This is a genomic window from Brevundimonas sp. C43, assembly GCF_030732185.1.
GTDB classification, from domain to species: domain Bacteria; phylum Pseudomonadota; class Alphaproteobacteria; order Caulobacterales; family Caulobacteraceae; genus Brevundimonas; species Brevundimonas diminuta_C.
The window spans coordinates 1,893,263-1,908,697 of sequence record NZ_CP132231.1; the positions used below are offsets into that span (position 1 = coordinate 1,893,263).

At 67.0% G+C, this 15,435-nt stretch carries 20 protein-coding genes; 12 read left to right on the forward strand and 8 right to left on the reverse strand.

Annotation, left to right across the window (positions count from 1 at the left end; genetic code table 11):
* Positions 1 to 36 precede the first annotated feature (36 nt).
* From Q9R14_RS09585 to Q9R14_RS09600, 4 genes are all read right to left on the reverse strand, one after another.
* Positions 37 to 1,008 carry a flavin reductase family protein gene (locus Q9R14_RS09585; RefSeq protein WP_306002206.1) on the reverse strand — a complete coding sequence of 324 codons (972 nt, stop codon included), beginning with the start codon at positions 1,006 to 1,008 and terminating at the stop codon, positions 37 to 39.
* Positions 1,009 to 1,088: 80 nt separating this feature from the next.
* A complete protein-coding gene (locus tag Q9R14_RS09590) occupies positions 1,089 to 1,715 on the reverse strand; it encodes a DUF1190 domain-containing protein (protein ID WP_295242101.1) in 627 nt (208 codons plus the stop codon).
* A 4-nt stretch (positions 1,716 to 1,719) separates the two neighbouring features.
* On the reverse strand, positions 1,720 to 2,133 hold the full coding sequence (locus tag Q9R14_RS09595) for a DUF350 domain-containing protein (RefSeq protein WP_017506364.1): 414 nt from the start codon (positions 2,131 to 2,133) through the stop codon (positions 1,720 to 1,722).
* Between the two features lie 26 nt (positions 2,134 to 2,159).
* On the reverse strand, positions 2,160 to 2,807 hold the full coding sequence (locus Q9R14_RS09600; protein ID WP_306002207.1) for a DUF2491 family protein: 648 nt from the start codon (positions 2,805 to 2,807) through the stop codon (positions 2,160 to 2,162).
* 138 nt (positions 2,808 to 2,945) lie between these two features.
* Here Q9R14_RS09600 and Q9R14_RS09605 point away from each other — a divergent pair, with 138 nt between their 5' ends.
* The 7 genes from Q9R14_RS09605 (at position 2,946) to Q9R14_RS09635 (ending at position 9,153) form a co-directional block, all read left to right on the forward strand.
* The gene (locus Q9R14_RS09605) at positions 2,946 to 3,626 is read left to right on the forward strand and encodes a DUF2170 family protein (protein WP_306002208.1); all 681 of its coding nucleotides are present in this window, start codon (positions 2,946 to 2,948) and stop codon (positions 3,624 to 3,626) included.
* A 16-nt stretch (positions 3,627 to 3,642) separates the two neighbouring features.
* A complete protein-coding gene (locus tag Q9R14_RS09610) occupies positions 3,643 to 4,383 on the forward strand; it encodes a PspA/IM30 family protein (RefSeq protein WP_306002209.1) in 741 nt (246 codons plus the stop codon).
* Between the two features lie 3 nt (positions 4,384 to 4,386).
* The gene (locus Q9R14_RS09615; protein WP_306002210.1) at positions 4,387 to 5,553 is read left to right on the forward strand and encodes a glutathionylspermidine synthase family protein; all 1,167 of its coding nucleotides are present in this window, start codon (positions 4,387 to 4,389) and stop codon (positions 5,551 to 5,553) included.
* A gap of 71 nt (positions 5,554 to 5,624) precedes the next feature.
* A complete protein-coding gene (locus Q9R14_RS09620; RefSeq protein WP_306002211.1) occupies positions 5,625 to 6,503 on the forward strand; it encodes a hypothetical protein in 879 nt (292 codons plus the stop codon).
* A gap of 145 nt (positions 6,504 to 6,648) precedes the next feature.
* A complete protein-coding gene (gene dusA / locus Q9R14_RS09625; RefSeq protein ID WP_306002212.1) occupies positions 6,649 to 7,680 on the forward strand; it encodes a tRNA dihydrouridine(20/20a) synthase DusA in 1,032 nt (343 codons plus the stop codon).
* Positions 7,681 to 7,741: 61 nt separating this feature from the next.
* A complete protein-coding gene (locus Q9R14_RS09630) occupies positions 7,742 to 8,410 on the forward strand; it encodes a hypothetical protein (RefSeq protein ID WP_306002213.1) in 669 nt (222 codons plus the stop codon).
* Positions 8,411 to 8,595: 185 nt separating this feature from the next.
* Entirely contained in the window at positions 8,596 to 9,153 is a 558-nt protein-coding gene (locus Q9R14_RS09635; RefSeq protein WP_039244236.1) for a 3D domain-containing protein, read from the forward strand.
* A gap of 74 nt (positions 9,154 to 9,227) precedes the next feature.
* Here the strand turns inward: Q9R14_RS09635 and Q9R14_RS09640 are convergent, their stop codons facing one another.
* The 3 genes from Q9R14_RS09640 to Q9R14_RS09650 all read right to left on the reverse strand — a co-directional run bounded on the left by Q9R14_RS09640 (position 9,228) and on the right by Q9R14_RS09650 (position 12,471).
* Positions 9,228 to 10,118 (reverse strand): hypothetical protein, encoded by an 891-nt coding sequence (locus Q9R14_RS09640; RefSeq protein ID WP_306002214.1) that lies wholly within the window; start codon positions 10,116 to 10,118, stop codon positions 9,228 to 9,230.
* Between the two features lie 83 nt (positions 10,119 to 10,201).
* The gene (locus Q9R14_RS09645; RefSeq protein ID WP_026108600.1) at positions 10,202 to 10,525 is read right to left on the reverse strand and encodes an Mpo1-like protein; all 324 of its coding nucleotides are present in this window, start codon (positions 10,523 to 10,525) and stop codon (positions 10,202 to 10,204) included.
* Positions 10,526 to 10,572: 47 nt separating this feature from the next.
* Positions 10,573 to 12,471 (reverse strand): DEAD/DEAH box helicase, encoded by a 1,899-nt coding sequence (locus Q9R14_RS09650; protein ID WP_306002215.1) that lies wholly within the window; start codon positions 12,469 to 12,471, stop codon positions 10,573 to 10,575.
* A gap of 206 nt (positions 12,472 to 12,677) precedes the next feature.
* Here Q9R14_RS09650 and Q9R14_RS09655 point away from each other — a divergent pair, with 206 nt between their 5' ends.
* Complete coding sequence (locus tag Q9R14_RS09655) at positions 12,678 to 12,887, forward strand: flagellar basal body rod C-terminal domain-containing protein (protein WP_306002216.1); 210 nt, start codon at positions 12,678 to 12,680, stop codon at positions 12,885 to 12,887.
* Positions 12,888 to 12,891: 4 nt separating this feature from the next.
* Here the strand turns inward: Q9R14_RS09655 and Q9R14_RS09660 are convergent, their stop codons facing one another.
* On the reverse strand, positions 12,892 to 13,575 hold the full coding sequence (locus Q9R14_RS09660; protein ID WP_306002217.1) for a helix-turn-helix domain-containing protein: 684 nt from the start codon (positions 13,573 to 13,575) through the stop codon (positions 12,892 to 12,894).
* A 58-nt stretch (positions 13,576 to 13,633) separates the two neighbouring features.
* On the opposite strand from Q9R14_RS09660, the gene Q9R14_RS09665 reads away from it, so the two are divergent.
* From Q9R14_RS09665 to Q9R14_RS09680, 4 genes are read left to right on the forward strand one after another with little or no spacing between them, the layout of a single operon-like run.
* Positions 13,634 to 14,077, forward strand: a complete 444-nt coding sequence (locus Q9R14_RS09665; protein ID WP_306002218.1) for a VOC family protein — start codon at positions 13,634 to 13,636, stop codon at positions 14,075 to 14,077.
* Positions 14,077 to 14,538, forward strand: coding sequence for an SRPBCC family protein (locus Q9R14_RS09670; RefSeq protein WP_306002219.1), 462 nt, complete (start codon positions 14,077 to 14,079; stop codon positions 14,536 to 14,538). The genes Q9R14_RS09665 and Q9R14_RS09670 overlap by 1 nt, the downstream gene beginning before the upstream one ends.
* Positions 14,535 to 15,017, forward strand: a complete 483-nt coding sequence (locus Q9R14_RS09675) for a VOC family protein (protein WP_306002220.1) — start codon at positions 14,535 to 14,537, stop codon at positions 15,015 to 15,017. Before Q9R14_RS09670 ends, Q9R14_RS09675 begins: the two co-directional genes overlap by 4 nt.
* A gap of 22 nt (positions 15,018 to 15,039) precedes the next feature.
* Positions 15,040 to 15,393 (forward strand): DUF1428 domain-containing protein, encoded by a 354-nt coding sequence (locus Q9R14_RS09680; protein WP_265149697.1) that lies wholly within the window; start codon positions 15,040 to 15,042, stop codon positions 15,391 to 15,393.
* The last annotated feature ends 42 nt before the right edge of the window (positions 15,394 to 15,435 follow it).

Below are 15,435 nucleotides of genomic sequence, written 5' to 3' on the forward strand. Positions count from 1 at the left end.
CCTCTATTTCGGGCGAGAGATAGCGATCCCGGCCGGTCAGGAAAAGTGCAGCCGCCGATACTTGCCGCGGAAATAGAGCAGCGGATCGCGACGCGGCTCGAACCGGGCGCGCCTGACCCGGCCGATGATGACCAGATGATCGCCGGCCTCGACGATCTGTTCGGTTCCGCATTCGAAACTGGCCAGGGCGCCCGACAGGATGGGCGCGCCGGTGTCCCACGTCTCCCACGCCACGTCCTGGAACCGGTCGGCCTGAGACCGGGCGAAGACGCCGGAGGTCGGCTGCTGGCCGATATGCAGGACGTTGATGGCGAAATGTTCGGCCTGGCGGAAACGGTCGACATTGGTGGACGAGCGGGCCAGGCAGAACAGGATCAGCGGCGGATCCAGCGACACCGAGGAGAAGGAGTTGGCGGTCAGGCCGACGGGCTGTCCGGCCTCGTCCAGGGTCGTGACCACCGTGACCCCGGTGGCGAAACAGCCCAGGGCGTCGCGCAGGGTGCGGGGGTCCGAGCCGGCCTGATAATACAGGGCGTCGCGCGGGGCGTGGCGTTCAAGGAAGCCCAGGAGGGCGGCGTTCCCGGCCTCGACCGCGTCGGGCGCCTCGGCGTGCGCGATCGTCTGGATCGGGACGCCAATCAACGGCGTCTCAAGCTCGGGGGAGACAGCCCCCTGCCCTTCGGCGACGACCACCAGACAGCTGGCCAGGGCCGGGCCGGTGACGGAAAGCGCAGGCGCGACAGCGGCCAGCGTCGTGTCGGAACAGACGATGGCTGGGCGAGAGGCAAGCTCGGTCAGCAGTCGGCGCAAGGCGGCGGAGCTGTCGTCCGCCGCGTCGAAGTCGGCAGTCAGCATGACATGGCGGCCGGCCTCGACCAGCGCGCGCACCGACCGGCGCCAGTCGCCGGACAGACGCTCGGGCGCGCCGATCAGCAGGACGATGGGATCCTCGGGGTCGCCCCAGTTTTCGACGTCCAGGCCTCCGTTCGGGGGCGGCGATGCGGTCATGAGGCGGGGCGGTCCGGTCTGTCGTGAAGCGTGAGGCGATCCCTATTAGGGGAAGACCGGCGCCGGGCGCCAGAACTGTATCAGCCGCCGTAGCCCCGGCCGCCGCCGCCGAAGCCGCCGCGCGAGACGACGGTGGTGCGGCTCTGGACGCGGGTCGGGGCCTGACGGGCGACGTCGCCATGCTCGCGGGCATTGGTCAGGGTCTTGCCGGTGCGATAGTCGCGGTAGGCGTAGCCGCCGCCGTAGCCGTTCGACAGCCGTCCCTCGCGGTCGCGATACAGCGGTCCGCCGCCGCGATATCCGCCGCCGTTCAGTAGCTGGCCGACGATGAAGCCGGTCAGCAGCGGGCTGAAGAAGGAGCCGCCGTTGTTGTTCGGCTGGCACTGCGACGGTCCCCACTGGCCCTCGCACTCCTCGCGCGTGGCGTAGCGCGGCGCGGTCTTAGCGGCCTCTTGCTGAGCCTTGGTCAGGGCAGCGTCGCATTCGTTGTCGGGAATGTCGTTGGCGGCCTTGCACTCGTCCAACGACTGATAGGCCAAGGTCGGTTCGGGCTCGGGCGCCGGGACGCGCTGGGGCGAGCCGCAGGCGGCCAGCGAGAAGCTGGCCGTCGCCATCAGGCTGCTGACGTGCAGGACGCGCGAGCGCTTGAGCCTGCGCATGGTGTCGGTCTTGGCCAGGTTTTGGGGCAGGTCTTTGGGGTCGGTCATGGGTTCACGACGTCATGCAGGCGGCGTTGAGCAGGCCGACGCAGATGGAGATGGAGGCCAGATAGACGGCCGCGGCGATCTCGCCCGCCTCGATGCGGACCACCAGGTTGCGGAAGGCCATGCGGCTGATGGCGACGAAGACGACGATCTGGATCACGCCGGCCAGCAGGGCCCAGGCTGCGAACTCCATCAGGCTGACGGTGTGCGACAGGGCCGAGGCCAGAGGCAGGACATAGCCGATCAGGGCGCCGCCGAGCGCAATGGCGGCGGCCGTGTTCCCCTCACGGATCAGCGTGTGTTCGTGATAGGGCGTGACCCACTGGTAGATCAGTTTGAAGGCCAGGGTGAAGGCGCCCGCCATGGCGAAGGCGATCAGGAAGGCGATCGCCCCCTGCTGAAAAATGAACCAGTCGAACATCGGTCTTGCCCCCTCGGATTGCGCGATCAGGCGCGGAACTCGGCCATTTCCAGCGGAATGCCGATCATGATTTCGTGCGTGGTGTCGCCGCCCTCGGGCTGCTGCTCAAGCGCCAGCATCAGTTCGCGCCCGCCGCCCAGCTCGCGCGCATACAACATGCAGGTCTGGAAGATTTTCGCATAGGGGGTGGTCGCGGCGCGGTCGTCCCAGACGCTTTCCCACAGGGTGACGGGCGGCTGGATGGCGTCGCTCTCGGCGAACCAGAAGCGGGGATAGTCGGGCAGTTCTTCGGCCGCGCCGTTAAAGACCGGCGCCGACAGGCGGTCGCGCCAGATGCGGCGTTCGCGCTCGCCCGGCGGATAGGCCGAGGTCCAGGGCACGAACAGGCTGAAGTCGTAGGATTCCAGCCCCGCCTCGTCGTCGCTCATGGCCTGAAGCATGACGTGGTCGTCGGTGTAGAAGCGATGCACGAACTGACCGCTGTCCAGGCTGACCAGCCCCTGCGCCGATATGTCCAGCACGTCGCGATCCAGGCTGAAATGGGTCTCGTCGCCCAGCCGGCGCCAAGCCAGCGGATCCAACGACACGGTGCGGCCCACGGTGATGTTGCGCACCGTCGCCAGCCGATCAGCGGGCGCGGCCTTCTCCGACGATCCGAAAAGCTTCTTGAACATGGGCGACTATCTAGGCCCGATGCGCGCCGACGGCGAGCGAACAGAAGCGATGCGACCGAATGAGGCGGTTCATGGCGCGACATTCCGTCCGATCTTGCGTCAAGTCAAGCGTTCATGTTACGCGTTTCATGTAACGATATGCCGAATGACACATCGCCCTCTTCCGCCGCCAACGACCGCATCCGTGCGTGGCGACAAGCGCGTCGTGAGGCGGGCCTGGTCAAGCTGGAGCTTTGGGTGCCGGCCGCCACCCGCGACGACGTCAAGGCGGCCGTTCGCGCCATCGTCACCGATTCAACACGTGGGCCGCAGCTTGCGGGGCGCCCGCGCCGCCCCACTTCCGATTCCATCACCTCTGGAGACGACCATCAAATGGACGCCGTGATCGAGACCCCCTGGACCGTGCCCGCCATCAAGGCGGCACTGGACGGCTCAACCCTGCTGCGTGACGGCGAAATGACCCTTCGAGTGGTCGAGGGCGCCGAGCCGGTGCTGCTGGCGACCATGCACGAATACGGCGACCTGCCGGTCTATCTGAGCGTCGGCGGCGCCCAGATCGTCTGCTCGGTCCTGTTGTGGCCCGTCGCCGAGCAAAAGGATCGCCACGCCTTCAACGAGTTCCTGCTTAAGGCCCAGCGCGTGGTGCCCCTGTCCAACTTCGCCATCACCAATGTCGGTGGCGAAGACGTGTATGAGCTGATGGGCGAACTCTCTTGCAAGACGACGCTTCAGACCATCCTGATCGAACTGCGCACCCTGGCCGAGAATGCGATCGACGCCACCGAACTGCGTGAAACCTTCGGCGCCGACGCCGCCTGATCCCGGAAGACCGACCATGCCCATGCTCAGAAAACTGTCCGCCCTGTTCCGCGGCTCGGCCCACGATGCGGCCCAAGGCGTCGTCGACGCCAATGCGCTGAAGATCCTCGACCAGGAAATCCGCGACGCCGACAACGCCCAGGGCAAGGCCCGCGATGACCTGGCCGGCCTGGTGGCGCGCCGCCGCATGGCCGAAAACGAACTTGCATCTTTCAGGGACCAGATCGCCAAATACGAAAGCTCGGCCCGCACCGCCCTGGGTCAGGGCAAGACCGATCTGGCGCGCGAAGTCGCCGGCCGCATCGCCGAGCTGGAGGTCGAGATCACCAGCCGCGCCCCGCTGATCGAGGACATGAAGACGGCCGAGACGCGCCTGCGCACGGCCATCGCCTCGACCGACCAGAAGATCGAGACGCTTCGTCGCGAGATCGACATCGTCAAGGTCAACGATTCCGTCCAGAAGGCCCAGACCTCGGTCGCCCTGAACTCGGCCGGCGCCCAGTCGCGCATCGGCTCGGCGGCGGACAGCCTGCAACGCATCAAACAGCGCCAGGCGATCCAGGAAGAGAAGCTGAACGCCAGCCAGGCGCTGGAAGATCGCCGCACCGGCGCGGACCTGGACGCCAAGCTGCGCGAGGCCGGCATCCTGCCCGGCCATTCCTCGGCCGACGACGTCCTGGCCCGCCTGAGCCAGCCGGAGGTGACCGTGGTCACGCCGCGCATCGGCCAGTCTACGCCCGACAAAGACCCGGCCTGATTCATGGAGCGTCTGCGCTTCGATCCCCGCACCGACTGGGACGCCAAGGCTGAGGAACTCGGCTTCACCTGGCGTCATACCGACGGCAAACCCTATTGGGACGAGACGGCGGCATACGCCTTCTCCCTGGCCGAGATCGAGGAGGGGATCGAGGCGCCGACCGAGGAACTGCACGGCCTGTGCCTGGAGCTGGTCGATGAGGCCGTCCAGTCCGAGCGGCTGATGGAACAGCTCGATATTCCCGAGACCATGCGGGACTATGTGGCCGATAGCTGGAAGCGGGGCGATCCGTCCCTGTACGGCCGGTTCGACTTCGCCTATGACGGAAATGGTCCGGCGAAGCTCTACGAGTACAACGCCGACACCCCGACCAGCATCTATGAGACGGCGGTGTTCCAGTGGCTGTGGCTGGAGGACCAGATCAAGGCCGGCGCCCTGCCCGCCGATGCGGATCAGTTCAACAGCCTGCATGAGAAGCTGGTCGATCGCTTCCGCGCCATCTTCCCGAACGGCGGCTTCGTGCATTTCGCCTCGGACGCCGATTTCGTCGAGGATCGCCAGACGGTGCGCTTCCTGGAAGACCTGGCCCAGCAGGCAGGACTGGAGCCCCAGTTCGTCGCCATCGACCAGATCGGGCTGAACGCCGACGGCCGGTTCGTGGACCACGAGAACTGGATCATCCAGGCGATGTTCAAGCTCTATCCGTGGGAGCAGATGCTGCGCGACGACTACGCCGCGCCCCTGCCCACGGCGGACGTGACCGTGCTGGAGCCGGCCTGGAAGAGCATCCTGTCCAACAAGGCCATCCTGCCGCTGTTGTGGGAGCGGCATGCGGGCCACCCCAATCTGCTGGAGAGCTATTTCGAGGGCGATCCGGCAGAAAGCGCCCTGGGCTCTTCCTATGTCAGGAAGCCCCTGTTCTCGCGTGAGGGCGACAATGTCGAACTGATCGACCAGGGCCTGAGCGCGGCCGAGGTCGTGGACGGCGGCTATGGCGAGGGGCGCCACATCCGCCAGGCGCTGTGCGATCCGCCGCTGTTCGACGGCAACCATGTGATCGTCGGGTCTTGGGTGGTCGGGACGGAGCCGGCGGGGATCAGCCTGCGTGAGGACACGGGGCGCATCACCAGGAACACCTCGCGGTTCGTGCCCCACTTCATCCGGGGCTGAGGCGCCGGCAGGCAACCAAGCCGGACGACCGTCGTTTTGTCGGCTGACATCAACCGACAAGAAGCCTCTCCATGCGCAACGTCCGCCTCGCCCTGATCGCCACCACCGCCCTGACCCTCGCGGGCGGCGCTGCAGTCGCCCAGACGCAATACCCTTCGACGACGCAAGATCGGCTGGGCGCCGTCGTGGGCGCACTGTTCGGCGACCGTCTGGGCCTGTCAGCCATGGACCAGGCCTGGCTGCGCGGCGGCCGTCCGCTGCGTGACGGCCAGAGCCAGTTCTCGACCCGCGTGGACGCCAGCGTGCGCGCCGGGAGCGTGTCCGCCTCGGCCGCGACGCGCCTGCGCGCCGACTATTCGGCCCTGGTCGATCTGGAGAATCAATATGCCGTTGGCGGCATCTCGGCCCAGGAACGCGCCGATCTGAACGCCCGCTACACCGCCCTGACCCAGACGCTGGAAGCCGGCGCCTCGGGCTATGCCGACATGGACACCGTCGCCCAGGGCCGTGCGGAATTCGACACCCGCGTCAACGCCGCCGTGACGGCGCGCCGCATCACCCGCACCGAGGCGACGCGCCTGAAGTCCGACTATCAGGCCCTGATCCAGCTGGAGAGCCGCTACAGCGCCGACGGGTCGATCAGCGCCAGCGAGCGTGCTGATCTGGACGCCCGTTTGGACGCGCTGGACCTGCGGGTCGGCGACGGCCCGGCCGGACAAACGCCGTCCGCCAACCTGCCCGCCCGCACGCGTCTGGCGAACCTTGAAGCCGCCGTTACCGTCGCCGAACGCTCGGGCGCCGTCAGCCGCACCGAGGCCGCCGACATCCGTGTCGAGGCCAGCGACCTCGCGCGCCTGGACGCCGCCTACAGCCGCACCAGCCCCTCGTCCGACGACACGGCCTACCTGAGCCGCCGCATCGGCGAACTGGAACTGCGCGCCCGCCGCTAAGCGTGACCAAAGCGTCCCGTGTGATCCGGCACGGGACGCCTCTCCGGCTACACCTGTGCATTGGGAGCTTTGATTTCACGGCAGCGCGGAAATGGCGTATGGGCACCCGCAGTCGCCCCTGCATCGCCGGTCAAGCCGCAACCCTATGTCCCTGAACGCCTCCCGCACGCTGTCCATCGCCCCGATGATGGACTGGACCGATCGGCATTGCCGGGCGTTCCACAGGGCGTTGACGAGCAAGGCGCTGCTTTACACCGAGATGGTGACGGCGCCGGCGGTGTTGTATGGGGATCGCGAGCGGCTGCTGGGGTTCGATGCTCTGGAGCATCCGGTGGCCTTGCAGCTGGGCGGGTCGGATCCGGCGCAGTTGGCCGAGGCCGCCAAGGTCGGCGAGGCGTTCGGCTATGACGAGATCAATCTGAACGTCGGCTGCCCGTCGGACCGGGTGCAGTCGGGCAAGTTCGGCGCCTGCCTGATGCGAGAGCCGGAGTTGGTGGCCGACTGCATGGCGGCGATCAAGGGGGCCGTCAGCGTGCCCGCCACCGTCAAATGCCGCATCGGCGTGGACGATCAGGACCCGGCCGTCAGCCTGTTCGCCACGGTGGACGCCTGCGCCGCCGTCGGGATCGAGGTCTTCGTCGTCCATGCGCGCAAGGCCTGGCTGAAGGGGTTGTCGCCCAAGGAGAACCGCGACGTGCCGCCGCTGGACTATGATCTGGTGCGCCGGCTGAAGCGCGAGCGGCCGCATCTTAACATCTCGATCAATGGCGGCATCGCCTCGATGGATGCGGCCGAGGCGCATCTGGCCGAGGTCGACGGCGTCAAGCTGGACGGGGTCATGCTGGGTCGCGCCGCCTATCACGAGCCGGCCATTCTGGGGCAGGCGGATCGTCGCCTGTATGGCGAGCCGGTCGAGGACACCGACGCCTTCGCCGCGCTGGCGCGCTATCGGCCCTATATGGCCGCGCGTCTGGATGAGGGCGTCGCCCTGCCTGCCATGGCGCGGCATATGCTGGGCCTGATGCACGGCCGGCCGGGCGCGCGGGCGTTCCGTCGCATTCTGACGGTCGAGGCGATCAAGCCCGGCGCCGGACTGGAGGTGCTGGACCGCGCTGTGGAGGCCGTGCGTGAGGCCGAGGCGAAGCGCGATGCGGCGCCCGGCGACTGGGCGGCGTAACCCAATCTTCAGAGCCGGCCGGCAAGGTTAAGAGAACCCTGCCGTTTCGGACCTGCACGCCATGAAGACCCTGCTGATCGCCGCCGTCATCGCGACCGCCCTGCCCGCTACATCGGCCCTGGCGCAGGCTGACGGCCGGTTCGCCGTCGGCGCCCAGGTCGGCACGCCGGGCGCGGGCCTTCAGGCGCAGTTCGCACTCAGCCCGGTCGTGGTGCTGCGCGGCGGCTATGACGTGCTGAAATGGGATCGGGACCAGACCTACAAGGGCATCGATTACGACGCCAAGATCGACTTCAAGTCGCCGGGCGCCTTTGTGGACCTGCATCCGTTCCGCAACGGCTTTCTGATCTCGGGCGGGGCCTATTTCGGCGATCGCAAGGTCGATCTGGACGCCACGCCCGCGGAGAACGTCAATGTCGGCGGCGCGACCTTCACCCCGGCCCAAGTCGGGACGCTGACCGGCCGCATCGACCTGGAGAGCACTGCGCCCTTCGTCGGTCTGGGCTATGACAACACCTTCACGCGCGGCGGAAGACTGGGCTTCCGCCTTCTGGCCGGCGCGGCCTTCGGCGATGCGCCGCAGATCGATCTGGATTCGCGCGGCGGGACGCTGTCGAACGATCCGACCTTCCGTGCGCGTCTGGATCAGGAAGAGCGTGAAATCCAGGCCGAGGCCGATGATTATAAGGTCCTGCCGGTGCTTCAGGCAGGTTTGAACTTCAAGTTCTGACGCCCGGGGCGTCATCACTAGGCGCAAAGGCTGGGGATAAATAGATTATGAAAAACAAGGAGTTAACCTAGAAACAAATCGTAACAGACGGGCCTAAGGCGGGTTTCGCCACTTTTCCGCCACAGGTTAACGCGACAAGACCAGCGCCGGCGGCGTTGGGAGCCGGTGTCTCCTGAGCGAAACTCATGATCGGCGCCTCCGCTGCTATCGCCATGCTTTGGGCTGCCGTATCGTCTGTGACGAGCGGGCCTGTCCCCTACAATGACGTCGTAGCGGCGGATCAAGTCAGGACTGAAACCCCTGCCGCCATCGTCGGTTCCGATGAAGTCGAGACCGCCCTGAACGCCGAACAGGCCGAGCTGATGGCCTCCGATCCCGACTGGCGCGCGTCGGCGCGCCTCTATCACGCAGGCGGCGGCGGCGCGACGGGCAACGATTCGCTGGGTTGCCGTCCGATCGCCATGCGCACCGTCGCGGTCGATCCCCGCGTGATCCCGCGCCGCACCAAGCTGTTCATCCGCGAGACGGTCGGCATGCGTCTGGCCGACGGTTCGATCCACGACGGCTACTGGTACGCCTCCGACACCGGCGGCGCGATCAAGGGCCAGAAGATCGACCTCTATACCGGCACCGGTCGCGGCTCGATGAACCAGGCGCAGCGCCTGAACATGCGCACCCTGACCATCGTGGACGCCGGCGATTTCGACGGTTGCCCGCCGGCCTGGACCACCGCTTCCAACTGATCCGGCCGATCATGAAAAACGCCGGCTGACCGCGAAGGTCAGCCGGCGTTTTCGTGTCTGAAGCCTTGCGCCGATCAGTCCAGTTCGGACACTTCCAGCGTCGACTGCACCATCGAGCCGTTATAGGTGCCAACCCAGATGTCGTAGCGGCCGCTCTGCGGATTGGTGATCGTCACCTTGGGATCCACGCCGCCCGCGCCGTCGTCGTCGCAGTAGAAGCGGCCGTTTGGCGTATTGATCAGCAGGGTCGTGTCTTCCGATGCGCGAACGCGGAAGGTCAGATCGGCGTCGCCCGGCTCGAAGAAGATCTGGATGTCGGGGGCCGAGCTGACCGAGCCTTCGCAGCCCGCCTTGGCGGCCGAGGCGGGCGAGGAGCCGCCGGCCAGGATCGACTTGGTCCAGGGGTCGGGCGTGAAGCCGCCGCGCAGATTGGCCGTGCCGTAGTTGGGCTCAAGGTCGATGTTGGGCGCCGCGCCAGCCGTCGTGTCGGTGCCGCCCAGTTCGCTGATCTGCAGCGTCGATTGGACCATGTTGTCGTTATAGGTGCCCAGCCAGATGTCGTAGCGACCGCTCTCGGGATTGGAGATGGTCACCATCGGGTCCAGGTCGCCGCCGCTGTCGTCGTCGCAATACCAGCGGCCGCCGGGGCTGTTGACCAGCAGCGTCGTGTCCTCGCTGGCGACCGCCTTGATGGTCAGGTCCAGATCCCCGGCTTCGAAGTTCAGTTGCAGGTCGGGCGCGGCGCTGACCTTGCCCTCGCAGCCCGACTGCGCGGCCGAGGCGGCGATCGAACCGCCCGCCAGAATGGACTTTGTCCAAGGATCGGGCGTGAAGCCGGTCTCCAGCCGCACCGAGCCGTAATTGGGGTCCAGGGTGAAGTCGGGCTTGGCCCCGCTCTTCTGGGCCAGGCTGACGCCAGGGGCGAGCAGCACGGACGCAGCGGCGAGGACGGCGATGGATTTCATGTTGCTCCCTCCAGCAGCAGCGGCGCCATGCCGCAGGCAGAGGTTAATCCGTTTCGCTGAACCGTGCAGCTTGAAATACGGTCTCAGAAGCGGCGCTTGCCCGTCACCGTCTCGAAGAACAGGCGAAAGTCGCCCATCAGGCTCCACAGCGGATATTTGAAGGTCGCGGGCCGGTTCTTTTCGAAGAAGAAATGCCCCACCCAGGCGAAGCCGTAGCCCAGCAGCGGCATGGCCAGCAGCCACCAGGCGTTCCGCGTCGCCACGAAGGCGACGAAGGCCGAGATCACCAGAAAGGTGCCGACGACGTGGATGCGCCGGCACGTCCGGTTGGAATGCTCGTGGATGTAATAGGGATAGAAGGCCTCGAACGAGGCGTAACGGCCCTCAGGTGCGGACGGCGTGCTCATGGGCGGAGGTTGCGCCTCCGCCCACGATCAGGCAAGTGCCCGCAAGATCAGCCCTTGGGCTTGCCCTTGAAGCCGTCCTTCTTGAAGCCCGGCTTGGCCTTGAAGGGCTTCTTGGCATAGGGCTTGTCGCCCGAAGCGTTCGAGCGCGGGTTGGCGCCGCCGTCGTTCTTCGGCGCCCAGGGCTTCTTCTTGAACGGCGGGCGGGCGTCGCCCTCGCCGCCGTCGGCGCGCTTGTAGGGCGTCTTCTTGAAGGGACGGTCGCCGTCCTCGCGCGGCTTGCCGGCAAAGCGGCTGGCCTTCATCGAGCCGGGCGTCGGGGCTTCCGACGGGGTGATCTTCACCTCGTCCTTGGAGGCGGCCACGGCTTCGCGGAAAGCCTTCTCGTGGGTCTTGGCGACCTCGAAACGCGTCTCCTCGGGGAAGGTGCGGATGGCGCCGATCTGAGGCTTGGAAATGCCGCCGATGCGGCAGATCAGCGGGATCAGCCATTTGGGGTCGGCGTTCTTGTTGCGGCCCACGTCCAGACGGAACCAGACCACGTCGTCCGCGCCCAGGCGCTCGCCTGGCCAGGGTTGGGCCGCCGTGCCGTCATCGTTGCGGACCATGCGGTCGCGCTTGGCCGGACCGCGATCCGAACCCGGATCGGACAGTTCTTCCGGCGCCGGCTGTTCCTTGCGCAGCAGACGCACCAGTGCGGCGGCGATCTCGTCGGGGGTGCGTTCGGCGATCATCCGCTTGGCGACGACCATGTCCTCGTCGGAGACCTCGGCCTCGAAGTGCGACGGAGACAGCAGACGGTCCTCGTCGGCCTTGCGGATCTCGTCGAAGGTCGGGGCGCCGGTCCAGACGGCGTCGACGCCGGCCTCGTCCATCAGGCGCTCGGCCTTGCGACGGCGCGAGTGCGGGACCAGCATGACCGAGATGCCCTTCTTGCCCGCCCGGCCCGTCCGGCCCGAGCGGTGCAGCAGGCCGGCGCGGTTCATCGGCAGTTCGGCGTGGATGACCAGACCCAGGTCCGGCAGGTCCAGACCGCGCGCGGCGACGTCGGTGGCGACGCAGACGCGGGCGCGGCCGTCCCGCAGCGACTGAAGCGCGTCGGTGCGCTCGCGCTGACCCATCTCGCCCGACAGGCTGACGGAAGAGAAGCCGCGCTCCAGCAGCGACGACTGCAGGTGACGCACGCTGTCGCGGGTCGAGCAGAAGACCATGGCGCGCGGCGCCTCGAACCAGCGCAGGGTGTTGACCACCGCGTGCTCGATCTCGTTGGGCGCAATGCGGTAGGCGCGGTATTCGATATCGGCGTGCTGACGCGTCTTGTCGGTCGCGTCGATGCGGACCGCGTCCTTCTGATAGCGTTTGGCCAGGGTGGCGATGTCGCGCGCGATGGTCGCCGAGAACAGCAGGGTGCGGCGTTCGGCCGGCGCCTGGTCCAGGATGTGCTCCAGGTCCTCGCGGAAGCCCATGTCCAACATCTCGTCGGCCTCATCGAGGACGGCGACCTTCAGCTCGGAGAGATCCAGATTGCCCCGGTCGATGTGGTCCTTCAGACGACCGGGCGTGCCGACGACGATATGGACGCCGAAGCCCAGCGCGCGCGCTTCACGGCGCGCATCCATGCCGCCGACGCAAGTGGCGATCTTGGCGCCGGCGTCGGCGTACAGCCATTGCAGTTCGGCCGCGACCTGCATGGCCAGTTCCCGCGTGGGCGCGATGGCCAGACACAGGGGCGCGCCGCCGGGGCCGAAGATCGGCTTGTCGCCGAGCAGGGTCGGCGCAGCGGCCAGACCAAAGGCGACGGTTTTGCCCGAACCCGTCTGGGCCGAGACCAGCAGGTCGCGATCCGCATGCTCCGCCTCCAGCACGGCGGCCTGAACCGGAGTGGGTTCGGCATAGCCCTTGTTGATCAGGGCGCGGTCGAGCGCGGGATGGACGGCGGGAAAGGGCATAGGAAACCTGGGACAACGGACAAGGGCGGTCGCCGAAACGACCGCGCCCGGCCGAGGTCAGACCTCAGGCCGGGCGAATGATGGCACTCTATACATCAATAAGGGCGCAAGCGGGGCGGAAAACGCCGTTCACCCTGTTCCTTCAGGCGACGTTGACCTGAAAGACGCAGTCTGGCGATCGAACCCACCGCGTCCGGAGCTTCGCCATGCAAGCGCTTTCTATCGCCGCCGCCGGACTGACGACCGCGCAGAACCGGTTCGACAGCAGCGCGCACCGCACCGCGACCGCGCCGTTGGACAATCTCGCCGAGGAAACCGTGGAGCGGATCCAGGCCAAGACCGCCTTCAGCGCCAACGCCGCCGTTCTGCGCACCGCCGACGACATGACCGGAACCCTGCTGGACATGCTGGCCTGAAACGTCAGACCGGCGCCTTCTCAGGCAGGTTGAAGAAGCCGACGAAGCGGTCGAACACGGCCCGGTCGCCGGTCAGGGTCATCAGGCCGTCGGCCTCGAAGGCGGCGGGCGGAACCTTGCCGTAGACACAGGCCGCGACCAGCGGCGGTTGGGTCGTCAGGACGACGTCGGCGGCGTCCGTGGGGCCGCGGCGGGTCGTGATCGTCCCGTTTTCGATCTGAACGACGAAGGGCTCGTCGCCGAAGACGAAGCCGACGGTCATCGCCGCGTCCCCGGCCAGGGCCGGGTCGAACATCGTCTCGAAGGACTGCATGATCGACACCGCGCTGATCGGCAGGGTCGGGTCGTGGCGAGGCGAGCGCGCGGCCCAGCCGCCCAGCACCATGAAGACCGGCTTGATCTCGTATCCCCAGGGCGTCAACTCATAGACCTGCACCGAGGCGGGCGGCGGCAGCTTGCGGCGGGTCACGATGCCCGAAGCCTCCAGCCCCTCCAGCCGCTGGGTCAGCACGTTTGCGGAAATGCCGTGCAGATCCTTTCGCAGATCACCGAACCGACGCGGCCCCATCATCAGTTCGCGGATCACCAGCAGTGCCCAGCGCTCGCCGATCAGGTCCAGCCCGTGCGCGGCGCCGCAGGCGTCGTGATATCGGCGACCAGTCCTATCAGTTATCTTTTCTAACTTCATAGTTGACTATCGTAATCATCGGAGTCAGGTTTCGCAAATAACAAGGAAAGGAAACGCCGTGGCCCAGCTGATTTTCATCAACCTGCCGGTCGCCGACCTGCCCCGATCGATCGCCTTCTATGAGGCTGTCGGCGCGACCAGGAACCCGATGTTCAGCGACGACACGGCCGCCTGTATGGTGGTGTCGGACGTGATCCACGTCATGCTGCTGACCCATGACAAGTGGCGCACCTTCACCGACCGGGCGATCCCCGACGCCCATGCCTCGGCCCAGGTTCTGCTGTGCCTGTCCCGGGACAGCCGCGAGGCGGTCGACGCCGTCGTGGCCCAGGCAGGCGCCGCCGGCGGCGAGATCGATCCCAATGCGACCCAGGACTACGGCTTCATGTACGGGCGCAGCTATGCCGATCCGGACGGCCATATCTGGGAAGTCATGTGGATGGACCCGGCCGCCGTCGCCGCCGGTCCCGAAGCCTTCGCCGCCGACGCCATGGTGTCGTGATGGCTGACATTCGCGAACTGAGCATCAGCCGTCTGATCAAGGCCTCGCCGGAGACGGTGTGGAAGATCTACACCGAGCGCACCGGCGAGTGGTTCTGCCCTCGCCCCTGGACCACGCCGGTCGTGGACTGGGACTTGCGCGTCGGCGGGCGGGCCAATGTAGAAATGGCTTCGCCGGAGGGCGAGCGGCATCCCTATTCCGGCGTATTTCTGGAGGTGGTTCCGGGCCGCAAACTGGTCTCGACCGGGGCCTTCACCGAGGGCTGGGTTCCGCAGGCCGGCGACATGAACTTCGTGCGCATCGACACCTTCGAACCCGAGGCCGGCGGAACCCGCTACACCGCCACGGCCCGGCACTGGGACGAAAAGGCCGCCGAAACCCACAAGACCATGGGCTTCGAACAGGGCTGGGGCGCCGTCGCCGATCAATTGGCGGCGTTGGCGGAAGGCGATGCGACATGACCGACCAGATCATTCCCTGCCTGTGGTTTGACGGCGACGCCGAGGCCGCGACCGCCTTCTATGTCAGCCTGCGGCCCGACAGCCGCATCACCGCCGTCAACCGTTCGCCGGTCGATACGCCGTCCGGCCCTGAAGGATCGGTGCTGACGGTGCAGTTCGTGCTGGCGGGTCGTGAGTATCTGGCGCTGAACGGCGGACCGAACTTCCGCTTCACCGAGGCCGTCTCCTTCATGGTGATGACCGAGGATCAGGCCGAGACGGATCGGCTGTGGGACGCCCTGCTCGCCGATGGCGGCAGCGAGAACGCCTGCGGCTGGTTGAAGGACCGCTGGGGCCTGTCGTGGCAGATCACGCCGCGGCGCCTGATGGAACTGACCACCGATCCCAACCCCGCGCGCGCCAAGGCCGCCATGCAGGCCATGATGGGTATGATCAAGATCGACATCGCGGCGTTGGACCGCGCCGTCGCCGACCTTTGAAACCAGAAACAGGAGACGACCGATGACCTATGTGACCGGCTTTTTGACCCCCGTGAAAACCGAGGACAAGGCGCGCTACGTCAAGTCCGCCGAGGCGTCCTGGCCCCTGTTTCAGAAATACGGCGCCCTGTCGCAGGTCGAGACCTGGGGCGAGGACGTACCGGACGGCACCCTGACCAGCTTTCCCATGGCGGTGAAGCTGCAGGAGGGCGAGGTCGTGGTCTTCTCTTGGGTCACCTGGCCCGACCGCGCCACAGCCGACGCCTGTTTCGGCAAGATGCAGGACGACCCCGACTTTGCGAACATGGACATGCCCTTCGACGGCAAGCGCATGATGTGGGGCGGTTTCAGCGTGGCCTTTGAAGGCAAGGCCTGAGTTCGGCGGCGGTCCGGTTCGAACGCAAATCGCCCTCACGCA

Bases quoted from the DNA above. Each gene is read 5' to 3' on its own strand.
- Q9R14_RS09585 (WP_306002206.1), bottom strand. From the start codon at position 1,008: ATGACCGCATCGCCGCCCCCGAACGGAGGCCTGGACGTCGAAAACTGG.
- Q9R14_RS09590 (WP_295242101.1), bottom strand. From the start codon at position 1,715: ATGACCGACCCCAAAGACCTGCCCCAAAACCTGGCCAAGACCGACACC.
- Q9R14_RS09595 (WP_017506364.1), bottom strand. From the start codon at position 2,133: ATGTTCGACTGGTTCATTTTTCAGCAGGGGGCGATCGCCTTCCTGATC.
- Q9R14_RS09600 (WP_306002207.1), bottom strand. From the start codon at position 2,807: ATGTTCAAGAAGCTTTTCGGATCGTCGGAGAAGGCCGCGCCCGCTGAT.
- Q9R14_RS09605 (WP_306002208.1), top strand. From the start codon at position 2,946: ATGCCGAATGACACATCGCCCTCTTCCGCCGCCAACGACCGCATCCGT.
- Q9R14_RS09610 (WP_306002209.1), top strand. From the start codon at position 3,643: ATGCCCATGCTCAGAAAACTGTCCGCCCTGTTCCGCGGCTCGGCCCAC.
- Q9R14_RS09615 (WP_306002210.1), top strand. From the start codon at position 4,387: ATGGAGCGTCTGCGCTTCGATCCCCGCACCGACTGGGACGCCAAGGCT.
- Q9R14_RS09620 (WP_306002211.1), top strand. From the start codon at position 5,625: ATGCGCAACGTCCGCCTCGCCCTGATCGCCACCACCGCCCTGACCCTC.
- dusA (WP_306002212.1), top strand. From the start codon at position 6,649: ATGTCCCTGAACGCCTCCCGCACGCTGTCCATCGCCCCGATGATGGAC.
- Q9R14_RS09630 (WP_306002213.1), top strand. From the start codon at position 7,742: ATGAAGACCCTGCTGATCGCCGCCGTCATCGCGACCGCCCTGCCCGCT.
- Q9R14_RS09635 (WP_039244236.1), top strand. From the start codon at position 8,596: ATGATCGGCGCCTCCGCTGCTATCGCCATGCTTTGGGCTGCCGTATCG.
- Q9R14_RS09640 (WP_306002214.1), bottom strand. From the start codon at position 10,118: ATGAAATCCATCGCCGTCCTCGCCGCTGCGTCCGTGCTGCTCGCCCCT.
- Q9R14_RS09645 (WP_026108600.1), bottom strand. From the start codon at position 10,525: ATGAGCACGCCGTCCGCACCTGAGGGCCGTTACGCCTCGTTCGAGGCC.
- Q9R14_RS09650 (WP_306002215.1), bottom strand. From the start codon at position 12,471: ATGCCCTTTCCCGCCGTCCATCCCGCGCTCGACCGCGCCCTGATCAAC.
- Q9R14_RS09655 (WP_306002216.1), top strand. From the start codon at position 12,678: ATGCAAGCGCTTTCTATCGCCGCCGCCGGACTGACGACCGCGCAGAAC.
- Q9R14_RS09660 (WP_306002217.1), bottom strand. From the start codon at position 13,575: ATGAAGTTAGAAAAGATAACTGATAGGACTGGTCGCCGATATCACGAC.
- Q9R14_RS09670 (WP_306002219.1), top strand. From the start codon at position 14,077: ATGGCTGACATTCGCGAACTGAGCATCAGCCGTCTGATCAAGGCCTCG.
- Q9R14_RS09675 (WP_306002220.1), top strand. From the start codon at position 14,535: ATGACCGACCAGATCATTCCCTGCCTGTGGTTTGACGGCGACGCCGAG.
- Q9R14_RS09680 (WP_265149697.1), top strand. From the start codon at position 15,040: ATGACCTATGTGACCGGCTTTTTGACCCCCGTGAAAACCGAGGACAAG.